Here is a 17,497-nt window from a genome sequence, read left to right on the forward strand (position 1 = left end):
GCTTATTTCGCCTCGGCGGATTTGAGACCATCGATGAGCTGGTCCAGTTTCTCATCGCTCATGAAGCTGCACATCGTGAGGTCGTTGACCAGCATCACCGGGGAGTCCGCGCAGGCCCCCAGGCATTCGGACTGCTGCAGCGTGAACAGGCCGTCGGCCGTTGTCTGGCCCATGGAAATTCCCAGCTTGTGCTCCAGGTGCTTGAGCGCCTTGGCGCCATCGCGCAACTGGCACGGCAGGTTGGTGCAGACATTGAGTTTGTACTTGCCCACCGGCTGCTGGTTGTACATGTTGTAGAAGGTGGTGACTTCGTGCACGGCGATCGGCGCCATGCCCAGGTAGTCGGCCACCAGCTTCTCGCTCTCGGCACTGACAAAGCCCTGCTCTTCCTGCACGATCGTGAGGCAGGCCATCACGGCTGACTGCTTCTGGTCCGCAGGGTACTTGGCAACCTCGCGGTCAAAACGGGCTTTGGTTTGTTCAGAAATCATGGTTGAAATCATCAGGTTTAGCGATCAATTTCACCGAACACAATGTCCATGGTGCCGATCACGGCGACGGCGTCGGCGATCATGTGGCCGCGCGACATTTCGTCCATGGCCGCCAGGTGCGGGAAGCCGGGCGGGCGGATTTTCAGGCGGTATGGCTTGTTGGCGCCATCGCTGACGATGTAAATGCCGAACTCACCCTTGGGATGCTCGACAGCCGCATAGGCCTCGCCCTCGGGCACGTGAAAACCTTCGGTGAAGAGCTTGAAGTGGTGAATCAGCTCTTCCATGTTGGTCTTCATGGATTCGCGGTCAGGTGCCGCGACCTTGTGGTTGCTGGTAATCACCGGGCCGGGGTTGACGCGCAGCCAGTCGATGCATTGCTTGATGATGCGGTTGGACTGGCGCATCTCCTCAATGCGAACCAGGTAGCGGTCGTAGCAATCGCCGGTTTTCCCAACGGGAATGTCGAAATCCATGCGGTCGTAGACGTCATAGGGCTGCTGCTTGCGCAGGTCCCAGGCAAAACCGGAGCCCCGGAGCATGGGGCCGGTGAAACCGAGGTTGAGCGCGCGCTCGGGCGACACAACCCCCACACCCACGGTGCGCTGCTTCCAGATGCGGTTGTCGGTCAACAGGGTTTCGTACTCGTCAACCAGCTTGGGGAATTTGGCCACGAAGTCGTCAATGAAGTCGAGCAGGGAGCCCTGGCGGTTTTCGTTCAGCGCCGCAATGGCCTTGGCGTTCTTGATCTTGCTGACCCGGTACTGCGGCATGGTATCGGGCAGGTCGCGGTAAACACCTCCCGGCCGGAAGTAGGCCGCATGCATGCGCGCACCCGAGACGGCCTCGTACATGTCAAACAGCGCCTCGCGTTCGCGAAAACAGTAAATCAGGATGTTCATCGCACCGCAATCGAGACCATGCGCACCCAGCCACAGCAGATGGTTGAGCAGCCGCGTGATTTCCGCGTACATCACGCGAATGTATTGCGCACGTATGGGCACATCCACGCCCAGCAATTTCTCGATGGCCAGGCAGTAGGCCTGCTCGTTGGACATCATCGACACATAGTCGAGCCTGTCCATGTAGGGCAGCGACTGGATGTAGGTTTTGCTTTCGGCCAGTTTTTCAGTGGCGCGGTGCAGCAGGCCGATGTGCGGGTCGGCGCGCTGGATGACCTCACCATCAAGCTCCAGCACGAGGCGCAAAACGCCATGTGCCGCCGGATGCTGCGGTCCAAAATTGAGCGTGTAGTTTTTGATTTCAGCCATGGTCTACCAAATTTTTGCAGTGCTAATGCCGCCGCGCCGGGCCGCCCCAAGCAAGGCAGCGCCCCACTCTTTAGTGCAAGGGGCAGCGAACTGCCGCAGGCTCACGCAGTGACGAGCGTGGGGGCTCATTGAAGGCCACCGTAGTTGTCCTCACGAATCACGCGCGGCGTGATCTCGCGGGGCTCGATGGTGACCGGCTGGTAAATCACGCGCTTTTGCTCGGCGTCATAGCGCATTTCCACATGGCCCGTGGTCGGAAAATCCTTGCGGAAAGGATGGCCGATAAAACCGTAGTCGGTCAGGATGCGACGCAGATCGTTGTGGCCTTCAAAGATGATGCCGTAGAGGTCAAACGCTTCGCGCTCGAACCAGTTCGCCGAGTTCCACACACCGTTGAGCGAATCAACGACCGGAAAATCGTCGTCAGGGCAAAACACCTTGAGCCGCACGCGCTGGTTCAGGCTGACCGACAGCAGATGCGTGGCAACGCAGTAGCGCAGGCCATCGTACTGACCATCCTTGTATTCGGAGTAGTCCAGGCCGCACAGGTCAATCAGCTGCTCGAAGCGGCAGCCTGCCGCATCGCGCAACAGAACGGCCGACGCGAGGTAATCGGCGGCGCCGACCGTCACGGTCACCTCACCCAGCGCGATCTTCAGGCTCTTGACCTTGTCGCCGAGCACCGCCGCGATGGTGTCGCCAAGCTGCGTGGCGGAAACGGGAAACGAGGACAGCATCAGGCCCTCGCGATCGTATTGGTGCGGCGAATTTTCTGCTGCAACTGGATGATGCCGTACAACAGCGCTTCGGCGGTGGGCGGGCAGCCCGGCACATAGACATCCACCGGAACGATGCGGTCGCAACCGCGAACCACGGAATAACTGTAGTGGTAGTAACCGCCTCCGTTGGCGCAGGAGCCCATGGAGAGCACCCAGCGCGGCTCGGACATCTGGTCGTACACCTTGCGCAGGGCGGGCCCCATCTTGTTGCACAGCGTGCCGGCAACAATCATCAGGTCGGACTGGCGCGGGCTGGGGCGAAACAGCATGCCGAAACGGTCCAGGTCATAACGGGCCGCACCCGCATGCATCATTTCCACGGCGCAGCAGGCCAGACCAAAAGTCATGGGCCACAGCGACCCGGTCTTGGCCCAGTTGACCACCGAGTCGTAACTCGTGGTCATGAAGCCTTCGTTGAAAACACCTTCAAGTGACATACCCGTACCTTATTTGGTGGATTTGGTGGCGACCTCGTCGCGAAGAACCCTCGGGATCTTTTCTTATTCCCAGTCCAGCGCACCCTTTTTCCACTCGTAGACAAAGCCCACGACCAGAATGCCCAGGAAAATCATGACCGACCAGAAACCCACCGGACCGACTTCCTTGAGCGCAACCGCCCAGGGAAAAAGGAACGCGATTTCGAGGTCAAAAAGAATGAAGAGGATGGCGATCAGGTAGTAGCGCACATCGAATTTCATGCGGGCATCCTCGAAAGCTTCGAAGCCGCACTCGTAGGGGGAATTTTTTTCGCTGTCGGGACGCACCGGGCCCAGCAAACGACCCAGCACCTGGGGCACCACACCGACACCCACACCGACCAGAATAAACAGGAGAACAGGAAGGTATTGATCGAGGTTCATCGTGGATTCAACTTCTGAAAAGCCACCTGCGCGGCTTGTTTCAGCTTGCCGTTTGCCCCGACAGCTTCGCCCAAAGCGCCGCTGCCGATGCTTGTCAATCTGGTGCGGACGGCGAGACTCGAACTCGCACACCTTTCGGCACTACCCCCTCAAGATAGCGTGTCTACCAATTTCACCACGTCCGCGGTATTCAGCTGTCTGGATGGCATGAGGAAACCTTGCGGTTTTGAGCTTCCCAGACAGCTTTAGAGTTTAACCTGAAATCGCGCCACTCCCGGCTGGGCGCGACACCTTTTAATCACGTTATTTCGTCGGGATTTGCGCAGCCCCCGATGCGGCGGGTGCAGGCGGCACAGGAACTGCCGGCCTGGCGCCCGCAGGTGCCGTGGTGCCCGGAATTTGTGCGGCAGGCCCGGACGCGGCGGGCGCGGGCGCCGAAGCGGACCCCGAGACAGCAGCCCCTTCCAGCACGCTGGAACTGGTGCGCGGCTGCGCATTGCCGAAGTACGCCAGCAGCAGGGTGCAGGCAAAAAACACCGCGGCCAGCACGCCGGTGGTGCGGGACAGAAAGTTGGCGCTGCCACTGGCGCCAAACAGGCTGCCCGAGCCGCCGCTGCCAAACGCTGCACCCATGTCGGCGCCTTTGCCGTGCTGCACCAGGATCAGGCCAATCATGCCTAAGGCGGCGAGCATTTGCAGGGCAAGGACAACGGTCAATACAACGTTCATATTTACTCCTAATTTAATAGCGTTCTGCGCCGGTCAAACCTGGGCTGCAGCAATAATTTTTAAAAAATCCGGGGCTTTGAGCGAGGCGCCGCCTATCAGGCCGCCATCGATGTCGGGCTGGCCCAAGAGCGTCGCCGCATTGGCCGCATTCATGCTGCCGCCATACAGAATTTTCACACGCATCGGATGGTCGGTCGCCGCCTTGAGCTGGGCCCGCAGCACCGCATGAACCGCCTGCGCCTCTTCGGGCGAGGCCGTTTTGCCAGTGCCTATGGCCCAGACGGGTTCGTAGGCCACCACGATCTCGCTGATGCAGTGCCCGTTGACATGAATCACCGCCGCGAGCTGGCGCTTGACCACCTCTTCCGTGTGGCCGCCTTCGCGCTCGGCCAGCGTTTCACCAATGCAGACGATGGGCGTGATCCCTGCCGCCAGTGCAGCCCTGGCCTTGTCGGCCACCAGCGCATCTGTTTCGCCGTGGTACTGGCGACGCTCGGAATGGCCCACGATCGCATAGCGGCAGCCGAAATCCTTGAGCATGGCCGCACTGACCTCGCCGGTGTAGGCACCGGAGGCTTGCGCGGAGACATCCTGCGCCCCCAACGCCAGGGTCGACAGGCTGGGTTGGCCCGACGTCAGGCTGTGAACCTGCGCCAGGTAGGGCGCGGGTACGCATACGGCCACCTCGCAGGTGAGCGGGAGGCTCAGGTCTTTCAACCCTTCCCCCAGCGCCTCCAGCAACGCGGCATTGGCAGCCAGGCTGCCGTTCATCTTCCAGTTTCCCGCAATCAGCTTTTTCATCCTGCTTGGCCTTGATTACCAGGTTAAAACGATTTTTCCGACATGCTGGTTGGACTCCATCAGTGCATGGGCCCGGGCTGCACCGCTGCCCGTATCACTGCCTGCATCCACCGCCGCAAAGGTGCTGTGAATGACGGGCTTGATCGCCCCACTGGCAATCAGCGGCCAGACTTTTTCCTTGAGCGCCTGTGCAATGGCGGCCTTGAACGCCAACGGACGGGGCCGCAGCGTCGAACCGGTGATGGTGAGCCTCCGGCGCAAAACCAGGCCGGCATTGACTTCCGCCCTGGCACCGCCCTGCAATGCAATGATGACCAGACGGCCATCTTCGGCCAGGCTTTCGACTTCACGGGAGACGTAGCTGCCGGCCACCATGTCAAGAATGACATTGACGCCCTGGCCGTTCGTCAGTTTCTTCACTTCTTCAACGAAGTCGGCGGTCTTGTAGTTGATTGCATGGTCGGCACCCAATGCGAGGCAGGCTGCGCACTTGTCATCGCTGCCCGCTGTCACCACAACCCTGGCGCCCAGCGCCTTGGCCATCTGGATGGCCGTGACGCCAATGCCGCTGGAGCCGCCCTGAATCAGAAGCGTCTCGCCGGCTTGCAGGCGCGCACGTTCAAAGACATTGCTCCAGACCGTAAAGAAGGTCTCCGGCAGCGAGGCCGCTTCCGCATCGCTCAGTTCCCGGCCGTTCCCCGTGGGCACGGGAAGGCATTGCCCCACGGGAGCCACGCAGAGCTCCGCATAGCCGCCACCCGCGACCAGCGCGCAAACGCGGTCACCGATCTTGAAACCGGCCGCCGCCATCGCTGCGGCATCACCTGCCACAATCTCACCCGCCACTTCCAGGCCGGGAATATCCGAAGCACCAGGCGGGACCGGGTAGTTCCCCGTCCGCTGCAAGACATCCGGGCGGTTCACGCCACTGGCCTTGACGCGAATCAACACTTCACCGGCGCCGGCTTGCGCGTCAGGGCGTTCGCCCAGACGCAGCACCTCAGGCGCACCATAGGAGGTGATTTCAATGGCTTTCATAGGGATTCCAGATCATTTGCGCCGTCAGGCCGCATATTCAGGGACTGACGGCTACAAAATCAATAGCAGTTAAAAGATTAACCCCGGTCCTGATCCTGATTTTGGGCAGGACGGTCCAGCAAGGCCTTCATCGACAGCTTGACGCGGCCTTTTTCATCGGTCTCCAGAACCTTGACCTTGACGATCTGGCCTTCGCTCAGGTAGTCGGTGACCTTCTCGACACGCTCGTGGGCGATCTGGCTGATGTGCAGCAGGCCGTCCTTGCCGGGCAGCAGGTTGACCAGTGCACCGAAGTCCAGGATCTTGGTGATGGCGCCTTCGTAGACCTTGCCGATTTCGACTTCCGCGGTGATCTCGGCAATGCGGCGCTTGGCTTCGTCGGCCTTGGCGCTGTCGTTGGAGGCGATGGTGATCGTGCCGTCTTCTTCGATGTTGATCTGGGTGCCGGTTTCTTCGGTCAGCGCACGGATGACGGCGCCACCCTTGCCGATCACGTCACGGATCTTCTCGGGATTGATCTTCATCACGTAGAGGCGCGGCGCGAAGTCAGACACCTCGGCCTTGGCTTCACCCATGGCTTCCTGCATCTTGCCCAGGATGTGCATGCGGGCTTCCTTGGCCTGGGCCAGCGCGACCTGCATGATCTCTTTCGTGATGCCCTGGATCTTGATGTCCATCTGCAGCGCGGTGATACCGAAGGTGGTACCGGCCACTTTGAAGTCCATGTCGCCCAGATGATCTTCGTCACCCAGGATGTCGGTCAGCACGGCGAAGCGGTTTTCTTCCTTGATCAGGCCCATGGCGATACCAGCCACGTGCGCTTTCATCGGAACGCCGGCGTCCATCAGCGACAGGCAGCCGCCGCAGACCGAAGCCATCGACGAGGAGCCGTTGGATTCGGTGATTTCAGACACCACGCGCATGGTGTACGGGAATTCTTCCTTGGTGGGCAGCACGGCGATCAGCGCGCGCTTGGCAAGCCGCCCATGGCCAATCTCGCGGCGTTTCGGGCTGCCAACGCGGCCGGTTTCGCCGGTGGCGAACGGAGGCATGTTGTAGTGCAGCATGAAGCGGTCTTCGTAGTCGCCCGACAACGCGTCAATGCGCTGCGCGTCGCGCTCGGTGCCCAGCGTGGTCACGACCAGCGCCTGGGTTTCGCCGCGCGTGAACAGGGCGGAGCCGTGGGTACGGGGCAGCACGCTGTTGCGGATTTCAATGGCACGCACGGTGCGCGTGTCGCGGCCGTCAATGCGTGGCTCGCCGGCCAGGATCTGGCTACGGACGATTTTGGCTTCGATGTCGAACAGCATGCCTTCAACGGTCACGCCGTCGAATTCCACGCCGTCGGCTTTCAGGGCGGCCATCACGTCGGCATAGGCCACGCGACAGGCTTGCGTACGCGCCTGCTTGCTGCGGATCTGGTAGGCGGCCTGCAGCTTGACACCAGCGAGTTCGTTGACCTTGGCGATCAGCGGCTCGTCTTTCGCGGGCGCTTGCCAGTCCCAGACCGGTTTGCCAGCGTCGCGCACGAGTTCATGGATCGCGTTGATGGCGATATTGCCCTGCTCGTGGCCAAACACCACGGCGCCGAGCATGATTTCTTCAGACAGCTGCTGGGCTTCGGACTCGACCATCAGCACAGCGGCTTCGGTGCCAGCCACGACCAGATCCATCTTGGAATCTTTCAGCTGGGTCTTGCCGGGATTCAGCACATACTGGCCATCGATATAGGCCACGCGTGCGGCGCCAATCGGGCCATTGAACGGAATGCCGGAAATCGACAGCGCAGCGCTCGAAGCGATCAGCGCAGGAATGTCGCCCTCCACTTCAGGGTTCAGCGACAGCACGTGGATCACGACCTGCACTTCGTTGAAGAAGCCTTCGGGGAACAGCGGACGGATCGGACGGTCGATCAGGCGGGACGTCAGCGTTTCAAATTCGCTGGGGCGGCCTTCGCGCTTGAAAAAGCTGCCGGGAATGCGGCCGGCTGCATAGGTTTTCTCGAGGTAATCAACGGTCAGGGGGAAGAAGTCCTGGCCGGGCTTGGCATCGGTCTTGGCGACCACGGTGGCCAGCACCACGGTGCCGTCCATGTCAACCACGACGGCACCGCTGGCCTGGCGTGCGACTTCACCGGTTTCCATCGTGACCTTGTGCTGGCCCCACTGGAAGGATTTGGTGACTTTGTTGAAAATGCTCATGTTATTGCTCCACTAGATGCGGGTGCATGAGGCTGCACCCTGGGGCCCGGAGCGGGGCTGGCTGAACACGATGCCATTCCACAAAACGCCTGAATCACGGGGTGATGAGGACTTTTCTTGTGGAATGACACAGCGCGCGTTCGTTTTGCCTTGCTCCGAAGTAAAAAGCGCCTGAGCTAGGTGAACTAACTCAGGCGCTCTCAAATCGTTTTACCGTTTATTTACGCAGGCCAAGCTTGGCGATCAGCGCGGTGTAACGGTCGGCGTCTTTGGACTTCAGGTAGTCCAGCAGCTTGCGGCGGCGGCTCACCATGCGCAGCAGGCCGCGGCGACCATGGTGGTCTTTGGCGTTGGCCTTGAAATGGGGGGTCAGCTCGTTGATGCGGCCGGTCAGCAGCGCCACTTGAACTTCAGGACTGCCGGTGTCGTTGGCAGCGCGTGCGTTGGCCTTGACAATCTCGGCCTTGATTGATTTCTCGATCATGTTTTTCCTCTTGCAACTTGTGCACTTGCGAGCGAGGCAGCGTTCCCGACATGGGAGTTGACCGCCTTCGTCGTGTTCTGGCAGGCCAGCCTTGAAAAGGCCGTACGACTACGCAGAGCCTTGGATTATAGCCCAAGCCAGCGCCGCAGGCGATCCACGCCCTGCCCCAGCCTGGCCACGTCCTGGCTGGCAAAACACCAGCGCAGCCAGCCCTGGGCTTCGGGCGTGGGGTTGACCATAAAGGCGTTGCCTGGCGCCAGGCCCAGCCCGGCCTCGACAACCAGCCGTTTGGCCGTGTCCAGCGAATCGTTAAACCCCGCCTGCCCTTCCAGCCTGAAAAAGGCGTACATCCCGCCTTTGGCCGGCGCCACCTGCACACCGGGCACGGCCTGCAGCAAGGGAATCAGCGTGTCGCGGCAGGTCTTCAGGTGGCCCACCACGCGGGGCGTGATGTCCGCCGTGCGCTCAATCGCCACCAGCCCGGCCCGCTGGACAAACACCGGGGCGCAGGACGTGTTGAACTCCACCAGCTTGCCCATGTGCGGCGTCATCGAAGCCGGCATCACCAGCCAGCCCAGGCGCCAGCCCGTCATGAGAAAGCTCTTCGAAAAGCTGTGGACGACGACGAGACGGTCCTCCGGGGCGGCAATATCCAGAAAGCTGGGGGCGCAGCCGTTCGGTGTGGCTTCGAAATACAGCCGCTCATAGACCTCGTCGGCCAGAATCCAGGTGCCCGTACGCCGGCAGTGCGCCAGAAGCGCCTCCTGCTCGGCGCGCGTCAACGTCCAGCCGGTCGGGTTGTTGGGGGCATTCACGATCAGCAGCTTGGTCGCGGGCGTGATGGCCGTCAGCAGTTCCGCCATGTCGAGCTGCCACTGCCCCGCTACCGGCCTGAGGCTGACGCACTTCACCCGGGCACCCAGGATGGCTGGTTGCGCCGTCAGGTTAGGCCAGACCGGCGTCACGGCCACCACCTCGTCGCCGGCATCCACCAGTGCCTGCACAGCCAGCATGAGCGCATTCACGCCGCCCGACGTGACGGCGATGCGCCCAACACCTATGGGGGCGGCACCCGGGCAACGCAGCGCGGTGGCGTAGCGGGCAATGGCTTCCCGCAACTCGGGCAGGCCCAGGTTGTGGGCATAGAAAGTCTCGCCCTGCTGCAGCGAAGCCATCGCGGCGTCGCGGATGAAAGCAGGCGTGACCTCGTCGCTCTCGCCAAACCAGAACTTGAGCACGTCGGTGCGGCCCATGCCGGCATTGGCGACCTGGCGGATCATCGATTCCTCAAGATTCAATACTGCCTGTCGCATGCTTGCCTTTCAATTCAGTGGATGCAGCAGGTGCAATGGATGGACCTGTTATGGACCTGTTGCGCTAACTCACGGGATAAGGGATAACTCAGGGCCGCACCATCCGGCAGCTGTGCGGCTGCTCGGCCCGCTCGGGCGCGATGGTCTTGATGACGCGAAAACCATAGCCCGACCCTTCAACATCAAATTTCACGCCGGGCGCGCCCTGCTTGCCCATCATCGCCACCAGCAGGGGCTGCTGGAACTGGTGGTCGGCCGCACGCATCGCGCCCTTGTGACCTGAAACAGCCACGGCAGCCCGCTCAAGCTGCGCGGCCACGGCGCCCGACTCCGTCGAGCCGGCCCTTTCAACACCTTGCGCAAAAGCCTCCATCATCAGCTGCATGCGCATGTGCACATAGTCATCCTGCGGCTTCGGAAAGCGCTGGCGAAACGCCTGGTAGAACGCTTCGGACGCATTGCCGGGTTCATTGGGAAACCAGTCCGCCACCGCAATCACCTTTCCCACGCCCGCATCGCCCAGCGCCGCCGGTACGCCCAGCGCATTGCCATAGAAGGTGTAGAACTTGCCCTCATAACCCACTTCCTTCGCGGCCTTGATCAGCAGCGTCAGGTCATTGCCCCAGTTGCCGGTGAGCACCGCCTGCGCGCCGCTGGCCTTGATTTTCACAGCGTACGGAATGAAGTCCTTCACGCGCCCCAGCGCATGCAGCTCGTCCCCGACGATCTGCACATCGGGACGCTGCGCGCCCAACTGTTTGCGGGCCTCACGCAACACCGCCTGGCCAAAGCTGTAGTCCTGGCCGATCAGGTAGACGCTTTTCACCGCCCTGTCATCCTTGAGCACATCCATCAGGGCCGCCATGCGCATGTCGGCGTGGGCATCGAAACGAAAATGCCAGTAGCTGCACTTTTCGTTCGTCAGGATAGGGTCGACCGCCGAATAGTTCAGGAACAGCACGCGCTTGCCCGGCTCACGCTCGTTGTGCTTGTTGATGGCATCGATCAGCACCGCCGCAATGGCCGATGAATTGCCCTGCGCGATCACCGTCACACCATCATCGATGGCCGAACGCAGGGCCGCCAGGGCTTCCTCGTTCTGCCCCTTGTTGTCATAGCGCTCGACCGCCAGGCTGCGCGCACCGCCGGGCAGCTTGACGCCACCGCGCGCATTGACACGCTCCGTGGCCCAGACCAGGTTGCGAAAGACCGCTTCACCGGTATTGGCGAATGGCCCGGACAGGCTCTCGATGAGCGCGATCCGCACCGGCGGCTGGGCGACGGACTGCGCCTGGGCGGCCAGAGCAGCGCCCAGACATAGGGCCAGTGCGACGCGTTTCAAGAGTTTTTGCATGAATAAATACATCCCGGTTTTTCGCTTGAATAAATCGTCTGTACACCTAATTGATGTGCATGCGGCAATCATGGTGAACGCCGCGCAGTGTAAGGGGAAAACCTCCCCACCCATCGACCAAAGGAACCCGCATGTTTTACTCCGTTGCCCCCCGTCCCGCCCGCAGCTTCCAGCGCAGCTACCCGCCCGTTGTCAGCAATGGCGCACTGGAAAAATTCCTCAATGACACCTTCTTGTCGCTGTCTGACACGGGTGCGGCCAGGTCCGCCACCGTGGAAGACCTGGAGAAAAGCTATACGCTGCAGCTCGACGTTCCGGGCCTGGCCAAAGAACAGCTGGACATTGGCATTGAAGGCGATGTGGTGCGCGTGGCGAGCAAGGCTGAGGCCGTCCGCAGCGTCAAGGCAGCCTGGCGCTTTCCCCTTGAAATTGACGTCGCCAACAGCAGCGCAAAACTTGAAAACGGCGTGCTGACGCTGACGCTGGGCAAAAAAATCCCTGTCAGCAACGTCACCCACCTCGACATACAGTAATCCCTGATCAGGGCCGAGTATCCGCTGGAATGTTCGCCGGCGGTCCCCACGAGGGGCGGGAAGTTATACCAGCCAGGGCCGCGGAACCGGCTTTGCCGGGCCGCAGGCGCAGCGGCCCCCTCTGGGGGCAGGGAGCTACGCGGAGCGAGCGACCGTGGGGGTCAAACTCCAGCGCGGTTTCACGTCAAAGGTGTAGCCACGCTGCAGCGTTTCCAGGCCGGCCTGCAGGCGCATGCCGGCGGCGAGCGCAATCATTGCGCCGTTGTCCGTGCACAGGTGCAGCTCCGGGTAATGCACGCGGATGCCGCGTTGCTGGCAGGCCGCATTCAGCTGGCTGCGCAGCAGGGCATTGGCACCCACACCGCCCGCGACGACGAGTCGCTTCAGGCCGGTTTGCGCCATGGCGGCCAGCGATTTTTTGACCAGCACCTCCACAATGGCAGCCTGGGTGGCCGCGGCCAGATCCGCTTTGCGGTTTTCCAGCTCAGGCCCCAGTTTTTTGGCTTGGGTCAGCACCGCGGTTTTCAGCCCCGCGAACGAAAAATCGAGGTCTCCGCTGTGCAACAGGGGCCGGGGCAATTTGAAGGCGGTGCCATCGCCTTGCCGTGCCAGGTCAGCCAGATGCGGCCCGCCGGGGTAAGGCAAACCCATCAGCTTGGCCGACTTGTCAAAGGCCTCGCCCGCCGCGTCATCAATGGTTTCTCCCAGCAGCTCGTAGCTGCCGACACGGTCCACCCGCATCAGCTGGGTGTGCCCGCCGGAAACCAGCAGGGCCACAAACGGAAACACCGGCGGGTCGGCGCTCAGGAAAGGCGACAGCAAATGCCCCTCCAGATGGTGCACGCCCATCACCGGCTTGCCCAGCGCAGCCGCCAGCGAACAGGCCACACCGGCGCCCACCAGCAACGCGCCGGCCAGCCCCGGCCCGCGCGTGTAGGCCACCACATCCACCTGCGCCAGCGTCCACCCGGCTTCGTCCATGACCTGGCGCGTCAAGGGCAGGACCCGCTGGATGTGATCACGGCTGGCCAGTTCCGGCACCACGCCGCCATACGCCTGGTGCATCTGGATCTGGCTGTACAGGGCATGCGATAGCAGGCGCGGCACATCGCTGCCGGCGGCATCCACCAGCGCCACACCCGTTTCGTCACAACTCGATTCAATTCCAAGGACTAGCATCGTCCCAAGTGTAAGGTTTGAGCTTCTCCCCGGCTTGGGAGAGCATCCGGCGGCAGAAACCGGCACGGGCAGCCCCAAACTGGCGCGAATCTTGCACGTTACGGCGCATGTCATCGCCCCAATCCCTGCGTCTTGTTGTGATTGCGCCGGATTTGTCCACATCCGACGCAGCAGATGAGGCCGCCCTGGCGCTGATCGAACGCTCTCGCCAGTTGCGTATTGGCTTGCTCGAAAACGGTTACAACATCGTGGCGGTGCTACCGGCAGACACCTTTCTCGAGGAGCGGCTGGCCCAGCTGCAGCCCGACATGATCATTGTGGACGCCGAGAGCGAGGCCCGCGATTCGCTGGAACATGTGGTCATGGCCACCCGCGACGAGCGGCGCCCTATCGTGCTGTTCACCAACGACAACGACACCACGCATGTGAAGGATGCGGTGGCTGCCGGCGTGTCTGCCTATATCGTGGCGGGCCTCTCACCCGACCGGATACGCCCCATTCTGGACGTCGCCATGGCGCGGTTTGAATACGAACAGAAACTCAGGCGCGAGTTGGCACATGCCAAAACCGAACTGCACGACCGCAAGATCATCGACCGGGCCAAGGGAATGTTGATGCAGCGCCAGGGTCTTTCCGAGCAGGTGGCCTATGAAAAACTGCGCAAGGCCGCCATGGACAAAGGTCTGCGCCTTGGTGAAGTGGCGCAGCGCATGCTCGACGCGGCCGACCTGCTCGGTTGAACTGGCCCGCAGCCGAAATGGTGCGCTGCACAAATGTGGTGCGCAACACACCAAATCCCGAGATCGCCCGGCTTGCCGGGTGGGCAGGCGATTGACTCATCGGGCAATGGCACCAGCATTCAGCCGGACTCACGCCCAATAGCCCGGTAGCCCACTAACCCAACGGCAATAGCCCTGCGGGGCTGCGTATCCAGGCCACGGCTGCTTTGGCCCTGCTTTGGCTCTGCTTTGGCTCTGATTTCATGCGCATACCTTTCATACGCATATCTCACGCATATCCCGCTTGCTGTGCGGCGGGGGTGTTGCCCTTCATCCTTGAGACCGCCCTTGAAGTAGAACGGCGATCCTGCAAAAATTGGTTTCCCCAGGTTTGTGCTGAATCAAACTGACCGGCATATCCCACCCGTACGATGCGTCAAGCCATTCACCGGAACCGCCTCATGCCAGACCAGCTAGCCAAACCTGCCCCCGCCGTCCATGCCCTCCCCCCTCAGGACATCAGCGAAGAGATTCTGCTGGAGAAATATGGCAAGGGAACGGAGAAAAGCATCCTGGATGTCACCCAGCGCGTGGCGCGCGCCCTGGCGCAGGCTGAAGCGCCGGAGCTGCGCCAGCAGTGGGAAGGCCGCTTCCTTCAAGCCTTGCAGCAGGGCTTCCTGCCGGCCGGACGCATCCAGTCCGCTGCGGGGACGGACCTGTCGGCCACGCTGATCAACTGCTTTGTGCAGCCGGTCGGGGACTCCATCTCGCAGACGGAAGACGGCCACCCCGGCATCTATACCGCCCTCACGGAGGCGGCGGAAACCATGCGCCGCGGCGGTGGCGTCGGCTACGACTTTTCGCGCATCCGCCCGCGCGGCGCCTGGGTCGGCAGCACCCAGAGCAGTGCTTCAGGGCCGGTCAGCTACATGCGGGTGTTTGACCGCTCGTGCGAGACGGTCGAATCCGCCGGTTCCAGGCGTGGCGCACAAATGGGCGTGTTGCGCTGCGACCATCCCGACATCGAAGAGTTCATCCACGCCAAGGATGACGGCGACCTGCGCAACTTCAACATTTCGGTGGGGGTCACCGACGCCTTCATGGAGGCCGTTGTCGCCGATGCAGAGGTCTCACTGGTTCATCGAGCCCAGCCCGGCGTGGAGCAGAAAGCCGCAGGGGCGTTTCAGGGCCCCGACAACGGGCTGTGGGTCTACCGCAAACTCAGGGCGCGGGATCTATGGGACCAGATCATGCGTTCGACCTATGACCATGCGGAGCCAGGTGTCCTGTTTCTCGATCACATCAACCACGACAACAACCTGTCGTATTGCGAGACGATTTCCAGCACCAATCCCTGCGCCGAGCAGCCGCTGCCGCCCTACGGATGCTGCTGCCTGGGCTCGATCGACCTGACCCGTTTTGTGCTGGATCCCTTTGATGAAAAAGCCCGCTTCGACGAGGCCGCGTTTACCGAGATGGCCCGCGTGGCGGTTCGCATGCTCGACAACGTGCTGGACGTCACGGTCTGGCCCTTGCCGCAGCAACAGGAAGAGGCGCGCAACAAGCGCCGCGTCGGCCTGGGCTTCACCGGGCTGGGCGATGCGCTGGTCATGCTCAACCTGCGCTATGACACGCCCGAGGCCCGCGACATGGCGCGGCACATCGCCGAAGTCATGCGCGATGCGGCCTACGACGCCTCGGTGGAACTGGCGCGCGAACGCGGCGCCTTCCCGCTGTTCAATGCCGACCTGTACCTGAGCGGCCAGCGCTTTGCCTCACGTTTACCGCAGCCGCTCAAGGAGCGCATCCGCGCGCATGGGCTGCGCAACTCGCACCTACTGTCCATCGCGCCCACCGGCACCATCAGCCTGGCGTTTGCGGACAACGCCAGCAACGGCATCGAGCCCGCCTTCAGCTGGCGCTACACCCGCAAGAAACGCATGCCCGACGGCAGCCTCAAGGAATACGCGGTGGAAGACCACGCCTGGCGGCTTTACCGCCATTTGCGCGGCGACGACGCTGCGCTGACCCCGGCCTTCGTGACGGCACTGGAGATGAGCGCGCAGGCCCATGAAGCCATGGTGGCGGCCGTCGCACCCTACATCGACACGGCGATTTCAAAAACCGTCAATGTGCCGGCCGACTACCCCTACGCAGACTTCCAGAACCTCTACCTCGAAGCCTGGCAGTCCGGCCTGAAGGGGCTGGCCACCTACCGGCCCAATGCCGTGCTGGGTTCGGTGCTCAGCGTCGGCCCCACGGCCGCTCCGCTGCAGATCAACGATGCCAACCGGCGTCTGGCGCTGGAGCGCCTGCCCGCGCCTGTGCTCTCGTCCCTGCGCTGGCCGGGCCGGCCCGAGTTGCCGGGGGGCAATCCGGCCTGGACTTTCATGGTGCACCACCCCTTCGGCGACTTTGCGCTGTTCGTCGGCGAACTCGCACCTGAGGGTGGCGGCGCGTCGCAGCCCTTTGAAGTCTGGGTCAACGGTGCCGAACAGCCCCGTGGCCTGGGCGCAATGGCCAAGACGCTGTCGATGGATCTGCGCGCCAACGACCCGGCATGGCTGCAACTCAAGCTGGACGCGCTGGCTACGGTGGCCGAAGAACGCGCCTTCGAGATGCCGTTTCCACCGCACGGCGAACTGCGCCTGTTCCCGGGCGTTGTGGCGGCCACCGCAGCGGTCATCCGCTGGCGCTGCGACCAGCTCAAGTCCTTGCAGCCGGCCGTCAAGGCCGGCATCACGCCGGTCATGGACGCCATGTTCAGCCGCGAGGAGCCGAAAACCGGCCCCTCGGGCACGCTGGCCTGGGCGGTGGACATCGAGAACCCGGCCACCGGCGAAAACTTCACCCTCACGCTGAAAGAAGTGACCCTGCCGGGTCCGGACGGCAGCACCGTCACCCGGCCCTGTGCCGTGGGGTTTTCAGGCAACTACCCACGCGCGCTCGATGGCCTGGCACGCCTGCTGTCGCTGGACATGCGGGTGATTGATCCGGCATGGATCGGCATGAAGCTGCGCAAGCTGCTCAACTACGCCGAGCCGCTGGGTCACTTCATGGCTTTTGTGCCGGGCCTGCCACACGGCGAGCGACGCCAGCAGACCTGGCCCTCGACCGTAGCCTACATGGCACGCCTGATCATTCACCGCTATGCCATGCTTGGCATCCTCAATGAAGAAGGCTTTCCACTGCGGGAGATGGGCGTGCTCGAATCCCCCAGGAACGCGGAAGCGCCCGCCACGCTGGCCGGCAAGGCCTGCCCGGAATGCGGCAACCCGACCGTCATCAGGAAGGATGGCTGCGACTTCTGCACGGCATGCGGTTACGTGGGGCAATGCGGCTAGGGATCCTCCAGGCGGCCCCTGATGGACGCACCGACCCAACATCAAAACGGCCAGGGGATGCAGGCGCACCGCCAGGCCTGGCTCCGAAATGGTGCGCCGCACAAATACAGTGCGGAATCAAAAAAATCGTGAGCCGGTCTCGCATGCGGCCCACGACGCTATCAATTCAGTAGCTGGTTGCGCCCATTGGCAAATGGTCCAGGCGCCATCTCGCGTCTGTCGTGAGTCTATGTGAAGCACAAGAACCTGCTGGCACAGGTCTTGCATTGAACTCCCTATCGGGCATATCACTTCAACGGCGAAGTGGAATGTCCTCCCTGAACAAAGGCGTTCGCACCCTGCACTCACATCCATTGTGTTTGCCCGGGTCGAGCGCCTTTTTTGTTTTCCTCTTTTGTTTT

At 62.2% G+C, this 17,497-nt stretch carries 16 protein-coding genes and 1 tRNA gene; 3 read left to right on the top strand and 14 right to left on the bottom strand.

Going from position 1 to position 17,497, the window contains the following annotated elements; genetic code table 11:
- Positions 1–2: 2 nt before the first annotated feature.
- The 13 genes from nuoE to AC1DS5_RS12325 form a co-directional block, all read right to left on the bottom strand.
- A complete protein-coding gene (gene nuoE / locus AC1DS5_RS12265; protein ID WP_477718538.1) occupies positions 3–491 on the bottom strand; it encodes an NADH-quinone oxidoreductase subunit NuoE in 489 nt (162 codons plus the stop codon).
- A gap of 17 nt (positions 492–508) precedes the next feature.
- A complete protein-coding gene (locus tag AC1DS5_RS12270) occupies positions 509–1,762 on the bottom strand; it encodes an NADH-quinone oxidoreductase subunit D (protein WP_477718539.1) in 1,254 nt (417 codons plus the stop codon).
- A gap of 125 nt (positions 1,763–1,887) precedes the next feature.
- Positions 1,888–2,499, bottom strand: coding sequence for an NADH-quinone oxidoreductase subunit C (locus AC1DS5_RS12275; RefSeq protein WP_477718540.1), 612 nt, complete (start codon positions 2,497–2,499; stop codon positions 1,888–1,890).
- Complete coding sequence (locus AC1DS5_RS12280) at positions 2,499–2,978, bottom strand: NuoB/complex I 20 kDa subunit family protein (RefSeq protein WP_477718541.1); 480 nt, start codon at positions 2,976–2,978, stop codon at positions 2,499–2,501. Before AC1DS5_RS12280 ends, AC1DS5_RS12275 begins: the two co-directional genes overlap by 1 nt.
- A gap of 63 nt (positions 2,979–3,041) precedes the next feature.
- Positions 3,042–3,401 carry an NADH-quinone oxidoreductase subunit A gene (locus AC1DS5_RS12285; RefSeq protein WP_477718542.1) on the bottom strand — a complete coding sequence of 120 codons (360 nt, stop codon included), beginning with the start codon at positions 3,399–3,401 and terminating at the stop codon, positions 3,042–3,044.
- 100 nt (positions 3,402–3,501) lie between these two features.
- Positions 3,502–3,586: transfer RNA gene (locus AC1DS5_RS12290), tRNA-Leu, on the bottom strand.
- Between the two features lie 118 nt (positions 3,587–3,704).
- Positions 3,705–4,130, bottom strand: a complete 426-nt coding sequence (gene secG, locus AC1DS5_RS12295; RefSeq protein WP_477718543.1) for a preprotein translocase subunit SecG — start codon at positions 4,128–4,130, stop codon at positions 3,705–3,707.
- Positions 4,131–4,163: 33 nt separating this feature from the next.
- On the bottom strand, positions 4,164–4,931 hold the full coding sequence (tpiA, locus tag AC1DS5_RS12300; RefSeq protein ID WP_477718544.1) for a triose-phosphate isomerase: 768 nt from the start codon (positions 4,929–4,931) through the stop codon (positions 4,164–4,166).
- 15 nt (positions 4,932–4,946) lie between these two features.
- On the bottom strand, positions 4,947–5,969 hold the full coding sequence (locus AC1DS5_RS12305) for an NAD(P)H-quinone oxidoreductase (protein WP_477718545.1): 1,023 nt from the start codon (positions 5,967–5,969) through the stop codon (positions 4,947–4,949).
- 77 nt (positions 5,970–6,046) lie between these two features.
- Positions 6,047–8,170, bottom strand: a complete 2,124-nt coding sequence (gene pnp, locus AC1DS5_RS12310) for a polyribonucleotide nucleotidyltransferase (RefSeq protein ID WP_477718546.1) — start codon at positions 8,168–8,170, stop codon at positions 6,047–6,049.
- A gap of 217 nt (positions 8,171–8,387) precedes the next feature.
- Positions 8,388–8,654, bottom strand: coding sequence for a 30S ribosomal protein S15 (gene rpsO / locus AC1DS5_RS12315; protein ID WP_011484170.1), 267 nt, complete (start codon positions 8,652–8,654; stop codon positions 8,388–8,390).
- Positions 8,655–8,779: 125 nt separating this feature from the next.
- On the bottom strand, positions 8,780–9,967 hold the full coding sequence (locus tag AC1DS5_RS12320) for a pyridoxal phosphate-dependent aminotransferase (RefSeq protein ID WP_477718547.1): 1,188 nt from the start codon (positions 9,965–9,967) through the stop codon (positions 8,780–8,782).
- A gap of 88 nt (positions 9,968–10,055) precedes the next feature.
- Positions 10,056–11,321, bottom strand: a complete 1,266-nt coding sequence (locus tag AC1DS5_RS12325) for a branched-chain amino acid ABC transporter substrate-binding protein (RefSeq protein WP_477718548.1) — start codon at positions 11,319–11,321, stop codon at positions 10,056–10,058.
- Between the two features lie 131 nt (positions 11,322–11,452).
- Here AC1DS5_RS12325 and AC1DS5_RS12330 point away from each other — a divergent pair, with 131 nt between their 5' ends.
- A complete protein-coding gene (locus AC1DS5_RS12330) occupies positions 11,453–11,854 on the top strand; it encodes an Hsp20/alpha crystallin family protein (protein ID WP_477718549.1) in 402 nt (133 codons plus the stop codon).
- Between the two features lie 135 nt (positions 11,855–11,989).
- Here the strand turns inward: AC1DS5_RS12330 and tsaD are convergent, their stop codons facing one another.
- Positions 11,990–13,033 carry a tRNA (adenosine(37)-N6)-threonylcarbamoyltransferase complex transferase subunit TsaD gene (gene tsaD, locus AC1DS5_RS12335; RefSeq protein ID WP_477718550.1) on the bottom strand — a complete coding sequence of 348 codons (1,044 nt, stop codon included), beginning with the start codon at positions 13,031–13,033 and terminating at the stop codon, positions 11,990–11,992.
- Between the two features lie 107 nt (positions 13,034–13,140).
- Between tsaD and AC1DS5_RS12340 the strand changes: the two genes are divergently transcribed.
- Together AC1DS5_RS12340 and AC1DS5_RS12345 are read left to right on the top strand one after the other, a co-directional pair.
- The gene (locus tag AC1DS5_RS12340; protein ID WP_477718551.1) at positions 13,141–13,773 is read left to right on the top strand and encodes an ANTAR domain-containing response regulator; all 633 of its coding nucleotides are present in this window, start codon (positions 13,141–13,143) and stop codon (positions 13,771–13,773) included.
- Positions 13,774–14,213: 440 nt separating this feature from the next.
- The gene (locus tag AC1DS5_RS12345) at positions 14,214–17,096 is read left to right on the top strand and encodes an adenosylcobalamin-dependent ribonucleoside-diphosphate reductase (protein ID WP_477718552.1); all 2,883 of its coding nucleotides are present in this window, start codon (positions 14,214–14,216) and stop codon (positions 17,094–17,096) included.
- Positions 17,097–17,497 lie beyond the last annotated feature (401 nt).

The sequence above is a fragment of the Polaromonas sp. P4_H1 genome (assembly GCF_056400945.1).

Excerpts from the sequence above, each read along its gene's own strand:
- nuoE (WP_477718538.1), bottom strand. The coding sequence starts at position 491 with ATGATTTCTGAACAAACCAAAGCCCGTTTTGACCGCGAGGTTGCCAAG.
- AC1DS5_RS12270 (WP_477718539.1), bottom strand. The coding sequence starts at position 1,762 with ATGGCTGAAATCAAAAACTACACGCTCAATTTTGGACCGCAGCATCCG.
- AC1DS5_RS12275 (WP_477718540.1), bottom strand. The coding sequence starts at position 2,499 with ATGCTGTCCTCGTTTCCCGTTTCCGCCACGCAGCTTGGCGACACCATC.
- AC1DS5_RS12280 (WP_477718541.1), bottom strand. The coding sequence starts at position 2,978 with ATGTCACTTGAAGGTGTTTTCAACGAAGGCTTCATGACCACGAGTTAC.
- AC1DS5_RS12285 (WP_477718542.1), bottom strand. The coding sequence starts at position 3,401 with ATGAACCTCGATCAATACCTTCCTGTTCTCCTGTTTATTCTGGTCGGT.
- secG (WP_477718543.1), bottom strand. The coding sequence starts at position 4,130 with ATGAACGTTGTATTGACCGTTGTCCTTGCCCTGCAAATGCTCGCCGCC.
- tpiA (WP_477718544.1), bottom strand. The coding sequence starts at position 4,931 with ATGAAAAAGCTGATTGCGGGAAACTGGAAGATGAACGGCAGCCTGGCT.
- AC1DS5_RS12305 (WP_477718545.1), bottom strand. The coding sequence starts at position 5,969 with ATGAAAGCCATTGAAATCACCTCCTATGGTGCGCCTGAGGTGCTGCGT.
- pnp (WP_477718546.1), bottom strand. The coding sequence starts at position 8,170 with ATGAGCATTTTCAACAAAGTCACCAAATCCTTCCAGTGGGGCCAGCAC.
- rpsO (WP_011484170.1), bottom strand. The coding sequence starts at position 8,654 with ATGATCGAGAAATCAATCAAGGCCGAGATTGTCAAGGCCAACGCACGC.
- AC1DS5_RS12320 (WP_477718547.1), bottom strand. The coding sequence starts at position 9,967 with ATGCGACAGGCAGTATTGAATCTTGAGGAATCGATGATCCGCCAGGTC.
- AC1DS5_RS12325 (WP_477718548.1), bottom strand. The coding sequence starts at position 11,321 with ATGCAAAAACTCTTGAAACGCGTCGCACTGGCCCTATGTCTGGGCGCT.
- AC1DS5_RS12330 (WP_477718549.1), top strand. The coding sequence starts at position 11,453 with ATGTTTTACTCCGTTGCCCCCCGTCCCGCCCGCAGCTTCCAGCGCAGC.
- tsaD (WP_477718550.1), bottom strand. The coding sequence starts at position 13,033 with ATGCTAGTCCTTGGAATTGAATCGAGTTGTGACGAAACGGGTGTGGCG.
- AC1DS5_RS12340 (WP_477718551.1), top strand. The coding sequence starts at position 13,141 with ATGTCATCGCCCCAATCCCTGCGTCTTGTTGTGATTGCGCCGGATTTG.
- AC1DS5_RS12345 (WP_477718552.1), top strand. The coding sequence starts at position 14,214 with ATGCCAGACCAGCTAGCCAAACCTGCCCCCGCCGTCCATGCCCTCCCC.